The sequence below is a fragment of the Moraxella sp. CTOTU47915 genome (assembly GCF_031986685.1).
Taxonomy (GTDB): domain Bacteria; phylum Pseudomonadota; class Gammaproteobacteria; order Pseudomonadales; family Moraxellaceae; genus Faucicola; species Faucicola tetraodonis.
In genome coordinates this window covers 61,589-69,338 of sequence record NZ_DAMAAE010000012.1, presented here as the reverse complement: position 1 = coordinate 69,338, position 7,750 = coordinate 61,589, and the positions used below count along the sequence as shown (strand labels likewise).

Annotated in this window: 8 protein-coding genes; 3 read left to right on the top strand and 5 right to left on the bottom strand. The window is 43.8% G+C overall.

What is annotated here, in order from left to right; all coding sequences use genetic code 11:
• Positions 1-297: 297 nt before the first annotated feature.
• Complete coding sequence (locus RTL34_RS09765) at positions 298-1,536, top strand: cation:proton antiporter (protein WP_312116563.1); 1,239 nt, start codon at positions 298-300, stop codon at positions 1,534-1,536.
• A gap of 56 nt (positions 1,537-1,592) precedes the next feature.
• Here the strand turns inward: RTL34_RS09765 and thiS are convergent, their stop codons facing one another.
• The 4 genes from thiS to RTL34_RS09745 all read right to left on the bottom strand — a co-directional run bounded on the left by thiS (position 1,593) and on the right by RTL34_RS09745 (position 3,833).
• Entirely contained in the window at positions 1,593-1,793 is a 201-nt protein-coding gene (thiS, locus tag RTL34_RS09760; protein ID WP_060995472.1) for a sulfur carrier protein ThiS, read from the bottom strand.
• A 47-nt stretch (positions 1,794-1,840) separates the two neighbouring features.
• Positions 1,841-2,209 (bottom strand): DUF423 domain-containing protein, encoded by a 369-nt coding sequence (locus tag RTL34_RS09755; protein WP_095355933.1) that lies wholly within the window; start codon positions 2,207-2,209, stop codon positions 1,841-1,843.
• 5 nt (positions 2,210-2,214) lie between these two features.
• Positions 2,215-3,396, bottom strand: a complete 1,182-nt coding sequence (gene rpoH / locus RTL34_RS09750) for an RNA polymerase sigma factor RpoH (RefSeq protein ID WP_096489224.1) — start codon at positions 3,394-3,396, stop codon at positions 2,215-2,217.
• 74 nt (positions 3,397-3,470) lie between these two features.
• Positions 3,471-3,833, bottom strand: a complete 363-nt coding sequence (locus RTL34_RS09745) for a sulfurtransferase TusA family protein (protein ID WP_203172183.1) — start codon at positions 3,831-3,833, stop codon at positions 3,471-3,473.
• Between the two features lie 288 nt (positions 3,834-4,121).
• On the opposite strand from RTL34_RS09745, the gene RTL34_RS09740 reads away from it, so the two are divergent.
• Positions 4,122-5,741, top strand: a complete 1,620-nt coding sequence (locus RTL34_RS09740) for a M48 family metalloprotease (RefSeq protein ID WP_312116558.1) — start codon at positions 4,122-4,124, stop codon at positions 5,739-5,741.
• Positions 5,742-5,744: 3 nt separating this feature from the next.
• Here the strand turns inward: RTL34_RS09740 and yihA are convergent, their stop codons facing one another.
• Positions 5,745-6,446: a ribosome biogenesis GTP-binding protein YihA/YsxC gene (yihA, locus tag RTL34_RS09735; protein ID WP_203172181.1), complete on the bottom strand. Its 702-nt coding sequence runs from the start codon at positions 6,444-6,446 to the stop codon at positions 5,745-5,747.
• Positions 6,447-6,935: 489 nt separating this feature from the next.
• Here yihA and RTL34_RS09730 point away from each other — a divergent pair, with 489 nt between their 5' ends.
• The gene (locus RTL34_RS09730; RefSeq protein WP_050324768.1) at positions 6,936-7,604 is read left to right on the top strand and encodes a c-type cytochrome; all 669 of its coding nucleotides are present in this window, start codon (positions 6,936-6,938) and stop codon (positions 7,602-7,604) included.
• Positions 7,605-7,750 lie beyond the last annotated feature (146 nt).

Below are 7,750 nucleotides of genomic sequence, written 5' to 3'. Positions count from 1 at the left end.
TATTAATTGATTATGTAGCTTATCCTAGCATATTTTTTAATCGTGAACAGGTTCTCAGTCAAAATCTTTTCTAGCTGAACTTTTAAATGTAAGTAAATTTTCAAATGTAACTAAATTTTCAAATATAACTCAACTTTCAAATTTAACTCAACTCTCGAACTGTTAACAAATCTCTTGGTATTTTGCTAAACAGCAATGGTTGATGGCATGCCTACCTTTTTGCATAATGGATTCATAAGGGATAAACCTTTTACGCAGTAACATGGCTCTTTTAGCGACTTATCTTGGTACACCGGTATGCTTGAACACTATAATTTGATTTTACTTTTTTTAGGGTTGGCGTTTTTAATCGGGGCATTCTTTCCTGTGCTACCGCGCAAGCTTTCGATATCCCTGCCTATGATACAAATTACCTTTGGCGCACTGCTAGGGTATTTTTTTATGGGGCTGCCTAGAATTAATCCGCTTAATTATGGCGTTCCTATAGAAAAAGTTACAGAAGTGGTGGTGCTGATTTCATTGGTTGGTTGTGGTATCAAGCTCGATACTCCGCTCAATTGGAAAACTTGGCAACCGACCTTAAGGCTGTTGGTGATTGTGATGCCAGTGGGTATCGCCGCGATGGCATTGATGGGGCATTACATTTTTGGACTCAGTATGGCGGCGGCTATTTTGCTCGGTGCGGTGCTAGCGCCAACCGACCCTGTATTAGCGGCAAGCATCCAAGTCGGTCCACCCAACTCCGAACGACAGGAAGATGTGACCCGATTTACCCTCACCTCTGAGGCGGGTCTCAATGATGGACTGGCATTTCCGTTCGTGTATTTAGCGATAGCCATTGCTACGGCTGCCTCACTCAATCAGGGTTTTGGTGCAGAGGATTGGCTGCATTGGTTGGGCTATGATGTGTTATGGCGAATCATTGCAGGGGTGGTGGCGGGTTACTGTGTCGGTAAGTTTTTGGCAAACTGGCTATTTACCAAGGCATATCCCGATAAAGTCGAGCAAAGTTATATGGTATTAGCCTTGATGTTACTGGCTTATAGCATCACAGAGTTTGTGCATGGTTATGGTTTTATTGCGGTATTTGTCGCCGCGTTAACCCTTCGGCGCTCGGAATGTGAACATGAATATCATGAAGGCTTGCATGATTTTGCTGAGCAAATTGAAGGTTTGCTAATGTCGCTTGTGATGGTATTTTTGGGACTGTTGGTTGGTCAAGCGTTAGCGAGTGATGTTACCCTTAGTTGGCAAGTGTATGTGGTATGTTTGGCGTTTATATTTTTGATACGTCCCATCGTGGGTTATTTTAGCCTAGGTAAACTGGGAATGAGTCGCAATGAACGCTGGGTAACGGCAGGGCTGGGCATTCGCGGGATTGGTACATTGTATTATATCGCCTATGCGATGAATAAGGGCGTATTTACCAGTGATGAAGCGCTAAAAATTTGGGTGATTTGTGTGGTAATGATTGCAATGTCGGTGTTTTTACATGGGTTAACCGCCAATCGTTTATTAGCCATGACCAAAAATTAGTCGAATGCAAAAACAAAAAAGCGGGTAAGTTACCCGCTTTTTTTATGCTGATATGATTAGCCACCACCCACCGCTTGCACCACTTCAATGTTCATACCATCTTGCAAGGTGACATTTGCCAATTGGCTTTTTGGAATCAATTCACCGTTGATTTCAACGGCAAAACGACCTTGGGTTTGCCCCATTTCATCCAATAGTTGTAAGAGATTTTGATGTAACGTTTGTTTGACGTCACCATTTAGAGTCACTTGTGGCATTATTTCGCTTCCTGTTTTGTTACGCTTCCTGTCATGGTTAAATATAGTTAAATTGATGAAGTGTGCTTAGCAACACTGATCGCAAGCCAAATCCATGCAATAATAAATAGCGTGCCGCCAATCGGGGTAATTGCCCCAAGCCAACGTGGCATACCCAAAGCCATCAAGTACAGCGAACCTGTAAAAAGCACAATACCCAGCTGCATCACCCACGCGATAGTAGGGGAGGTGAGGTTTATACGCAATAACATACCAACAATCAATAACCCAAGCGCGTGATAAAAAAAGTATTGCGTACCTGTCTGCCACCAAGCCATTTGTTCGGCTGACAGACGCGGTTTAAGCCCATGTGCGGCAAACGCCCCACAGGCGACCGCCACTGCCATATTTATCGCGCCAATACTTAGCCAGTTCATGAAGTTTAATCCAACTGCAAATGGGTATTGGCTAGCATGGCTTCTTTGATTTTATCCATGGCATTTTTTTCAATTTGGCGTACCCGTTCCGCTGAGATATTGTATTCTGCCGCCAACTCGTGCAAGGTCGCTTTTTGCTCATTGAGCCAGCGCTGCTGTACGATATCCCGCGAGCGATCATCTAAGTCTTCCATCGCTTCCATCAAGGCTGAATTGTTATTTTCTTCCCAATCAGCATCTTCTACCATGTCAGCTGGGTCAGCCGCATCTTCTAAAAAATACTGCGGTGCATAGCGACCTTCGTCTTCATCATCACTTTGTGCTTCAAACGATGCATCATACGAAGTCAGACGACTTTCCATCTCTAGCACTTGTTTGACGGTAACATTTAAGTCTTTGGCAATCGCTTCGGCTTCTTCGAGCGTTAACTGGTTGTTGGTTTTTTTCAATGAGCGCAAGTTAAAAAACAGCTTGCGGTGCGCTTTGGTGGTCGCGACTTTGACAATACGCCAATTGCGAATCACAAACTCATGGATTTCAGCTTTGATCCAATGCACGGCAAAAGACACCAAACGCACGCCTTTGTTTGGGTCAAAACGTTTCACTGCTTTCATCAAACCGACATTGCCTTCTTGAATCAAATCGCCTTGTGGCAAGCCATAGCCAGAGTAGCTGCGCGCAATGTGAATCACAAATCGCAGATGCGACATAACCAGCAGCCGTGCTGCTTCTACATCCCCTTCGTCAGTATAGCGATGCGCTAGCTCCTGTTCTTGCTCTGCCGTCAAAATAGGAATTTGATGAACCGCATTGATATACGCGCCTAAATTTACCCCAGGTGCAGATAACGCAGTCGGCATGGTAGGAACAAGCGCATTGGTCATGGCTTTCTTTTGACGGGATCGCGATGCAGTCTTTCGTGGTTTTTCAACAAACTCATCATCATAGTCGTCATCAGCCTCGTCCACCAACTCATCATAGTCATCATAACTATCAGGGAGCTGTGCAAGGTCAATATCGTCGTCATCCAAGCTATCAAAGTCTGGCTCGTCAAATTCATCGAGTTCGTCATCGTCGATGTCATCAAATGCAGCGTGTGGGTCGCCACCCAGCTTATCATCAAGCTTGGTCGATTTTTTTGCGTTGGCAGTCTTTTTTATTGTCGTTGTTTTGGTCTTTGTAGCCATGAAATAGCCTGTCAATTGTCTTTTAATTTCTGTTATTTAGTATGCCTTAAAGCCAGCTTTTTTGTAAGAGGCGTTTAGCAATTTTTGGTTATGATCGAGTGAAAGATTGTGTCTGTTGTATTTTCAGACGGTGTGATTGATGTCTGCTGTACCAGGGTATATCCGGCATGCTGACAAAAAGCTGCGATGTCACGCTTGCTGTTAGGATCGGTTGCGGTTACATACACCGCATGACCCAACGCAGTCTTTTTTAGTGCCATTTTCAGTTTAAGCAGCGGCATCGGGCAGGCGAGTCCTTTGCCATCCACATAATGCTCAATTTGAGCATTGATGTTGAGATTGTTATGTTCGTCTGAGTGAAACAACCCCCAATCTTGGCAAAAGTCGTCATCCGATAGTAAGGCAGGATTTAGCGTAATCTGAGAAGAATCAGTCATGGTAATAAAGTCGCTACTCGAAAATTCAAAGTGTGTTAGATGGTTATTATAGGCTAAATTACAAGTGTAGACGATTGAGATAAATCAAAGTTAGCATTATATTTTTGAAAATTTAACCTTTATCCTGCACTCAGTAGTCGGTAGATTGTAGCAAGATATCATTACAAAATTTGGCTTTTTAAAGCTGCTGAAATTTGTATATTGAGCAGTATTATTTAGCATTTACCTTTTTTTAAACACCATTTTTTTAAACATCATTCTAAGCTAATTCGCTGTCAAAGGTCGCGCATGCCCATCAATCCACTTGCTAGTTATTTATCTGCTAGTTATTTATTAAGAAAAACGCTCATAGTAGCTATATTAAGTACCCTATCAACAGCGGTTTTTGCGTTAGATAACTTCTCCTATCAAAGTGCGCCTGCTTTTAATCCAGTCATGATTGCAAGTGCTGAGCCTACCAAGGTGAATAGCCAATTAGCCTCTATGGACAATGGACAAGCGCTCATCGATACCGAGCAAAATCGCCAAGTCGGTGAGTGGGCGCTTCGACAAATCAACGGCAATGCAGCGCTGATAAAAGACCCTTGGTTGCAGCAATCGCTTGAACAAATTGTGTGGCAAATCAATGCGGTAGCAGGTCTCAACGCACCCATGGGGCTAGTGATTATCAATGACAAGCAAATCAATGCCTTTGCAGTACCCTCTGGACTTATCGGCATCAATGTCGGTTTGTTGGATAAAGCTAAAAGTCTGGATGAAATAGTGAGCGTCGTCGCGCATGAGATTGCTCATGTCAGCCAGCGCCATTATCAACATCGCAATGATGAAAAAACCAAACAGCTACTGATGCAGGCAGGCGGTCTTTTGGCGGGCGTCGCAGCATCCAAAGTCGGGGATGGTGATGCCGCTGCCGCTGTCATGCTAGGCTCTCAGGCGATGTCTGCCAACGCTGCTGCTTCCTATAGCCGCGGTCAAGAGCGAGAAGCCGACCGTATTGGCATGCAAATCATGAACCAAGCGGGCTATGACGTCAATGCCATGCCCAGTTTCTTTGCCACCCTAGACCAACAAAACCCTGTCAAAAGTAACACCTTGATTCCCAGTTTTATTTTAAGCCATCCGCTCACGGCAGATAGAATCAGTGAAGCAAGGGCACGAGTCGCAACTTACAAGCGTGATAGCCAAGCCAATATGGCGTCAAACCGTTATCAATCTATTCAACAGCAGCGTGCGCAACTGTTTGAACAAATCCAGTGGCGTGCTCGCTACTATGGCTATCTAGTCAACAAAGCCGATTTGGAACAAGGGGCAAAAACGAGTGAAGGTGCCAAGCTTGCGCTGATTAATTATTATCTCGATAACGGACAACCCAAAGCGGCACAAAGTTTAATGCAAGATTTTGACAAGGACATCAACACGCTCACCAATCCGCTGGCAGTCGTGACATTTAGTCAATTAGCTGCGCAGCAAGGCAATGTTGATGTGGCAATCGCTAAATTGCAGCAACTCGCCTCTGTTTATCCTGAGCGCACAGACGTGCCACGCTATCTGAGTGACATTTATTTAAAATATCGACCTACTGCAGAAAGTGGTCAAAAAGTATTAGCGCTGCTTCAACCCTTATCCAAGCAAAATCCCCGTGATGTCATGGTGTGGGATCGATTACAACAAGCCAGTCAACTACTCGCAAAACATCGTAGCGGCAATGAACAACTGATTCATCGCATCAATACGTTACGCTATCGCGCGTATGGCGAGTTATGGCGCAATGAGCTAAAAGACGCGGTGACATCACTCACCCAAGCCAAATCGTTAGCAAAGCAGCTACCTAGTAACCAATCTTTGCTAGCACTGCTGAATCAGCAAATCAACCAAGTACAAGACGCCAATCAGTTTAAACCATCTTAACGATTAGACGGCTAACGTAGGTTCATTATCCGTTGGCTCATCCTGCTCGGGCAACGCCAACCAACTGGCAAGTTTCAATGACAGTTCTTCGAGCCCAATTCTATCTTGGGCAGAAAATAATTGAATACTAAACGGCAATTTTAATTTATTAAGCTGATTGCGGGTTTGCTGTAGTGTGTTTTTGGCAGCGCCGTATTTGAGCTTATCGGCTTTGGTTAATAGCACATGAACCTCAAGCGCACCGTCTTTTGCCCAGTGTAGCATTTGCTCATCAAAGAATTTTAGTGGATGGCGAATGTCGGTGAGCAGCACTAAACCGGCGAGACTTTTACGCGAAATTAGGTATTTTTCAAGCTCTGACTGCCATTCTTTTTTCATCGCCTCGGGCACGGCGGCATAGCCATACCCTGGCAAATCCACCAACCGCTGATCCAAATTTCCCATATTAAAAAAGTTAATCATTTGGGTGCGACCTGGGGTTTTGGAGGAACGGGCTAACTGGCGCTGCTGGGTCAATGCATTAATGCAAGAGGACTTACCAGCATTTGAGCGGCCAGCAAAAGCAACTTCGCGACCCGTATCGGCAGGACACAGTTTAAAGGTAGGGGCAGACAGCATAAATTGGGTTTGATGCAACCAGCGTTTTGCCGCATCACTATCGTCAGTAATCGCAGTTGGCGCAAGGGTGTTAGTAGAATCCATCATCAGCACATAATCTTAATGTTAAAGCGCTATTGTATCAGCAAATACCCATAACCCAAAATTTTGAGCACTTGCTACCGCTGTTTTGTGAGATATTTTTTGTAGTGAAACCCGCTTGCCAACCTGCAAATGACTTTTACATGATTATCGAGTTATGGCATAATAATCAGCCATATCAATTATTCGATTATGGTTTTAATTATCACTATCACTGTAATCGACAAAACCCTCGGTGTTTTAAAATCATTAAGCTAACTTAAATGTCGTATTAGCCATATGATTAGCGTTCATTAGTAGGGTAGCCTACAAATTTTGCAGACAAGCGCATGGTTGTCTTGCTATAATATTGTAACTTAGTAGATACATTCACCAGTGTTAAAGCAATAAATATATATGATGATAACTGGGTGTTGCTTTGATATTGTAAGTAATGCCTTTGTCGCTAGCTCATTGTGAGTCATAACCAACACGCTTTAGTAGGAATTGTTACCGATGAAAAAAATACTCACTGCCGCAAGCCTTTTAATTGCCAGCGTAAGCGGTTCTGCAGCTGTTACCGTACCAAAATATGACATTGCCAAAGGTAAGGTTATTGCTGAATCAGTTTGTGGTGCTTGTCATGGCGTCAATGGTGTTAGTAGTGTTCCTGCACAGCCTAACCTTGGCGGACAAAACGTTAAGTATCTCTATAAACAGCTAACCGAATTCAAATCAGGCGCACGTGTCAACCCTATCATGTCAGCGCAAGTGGCAAAATTAAATGACCAAGACATGGCGAATGTGGCAGGTTATTATGCAAGCCAACCTCGTTGGGGGGTAGGTTATGCCAATCCTGCTTACGCAGCAACAGCGCAAAAATTGTATTACGGTGGCAATAGCACACGCGGTGTGATTCCTTGTGCAGGCTGTCACGGTGGTAAAGCCAATGGTAATGATTTAGCCGCTTTCCCACGTATTGGCGGTCAGCATTCAGCTTATATCGCAACCCAATTAAAACTGTTCCGTGCAGCAGGTCGTGAAGACGATGTAACCGACCCTTCACAAATGCGTATGAATGATGCAGCTAAAAAAGGCGATAAAGGCATGATGCAAATCGTGGCATCAAAATTATCAGACAATGATATCAAAGTATTGTCTGACTATATCAGCGGTCTACATTAGTATTTAGCGATATATCATTTAGCCAAGCTTAGCACTTGGCTTTTTTATTGCCTAAAACCACCTGAACCAATAGTAAATTTTAGTGGCAAATTAACCGGTTAACAAAAGCTTAAGCATAAAAAAAGAGCCACCGAAGTGACTCTTTT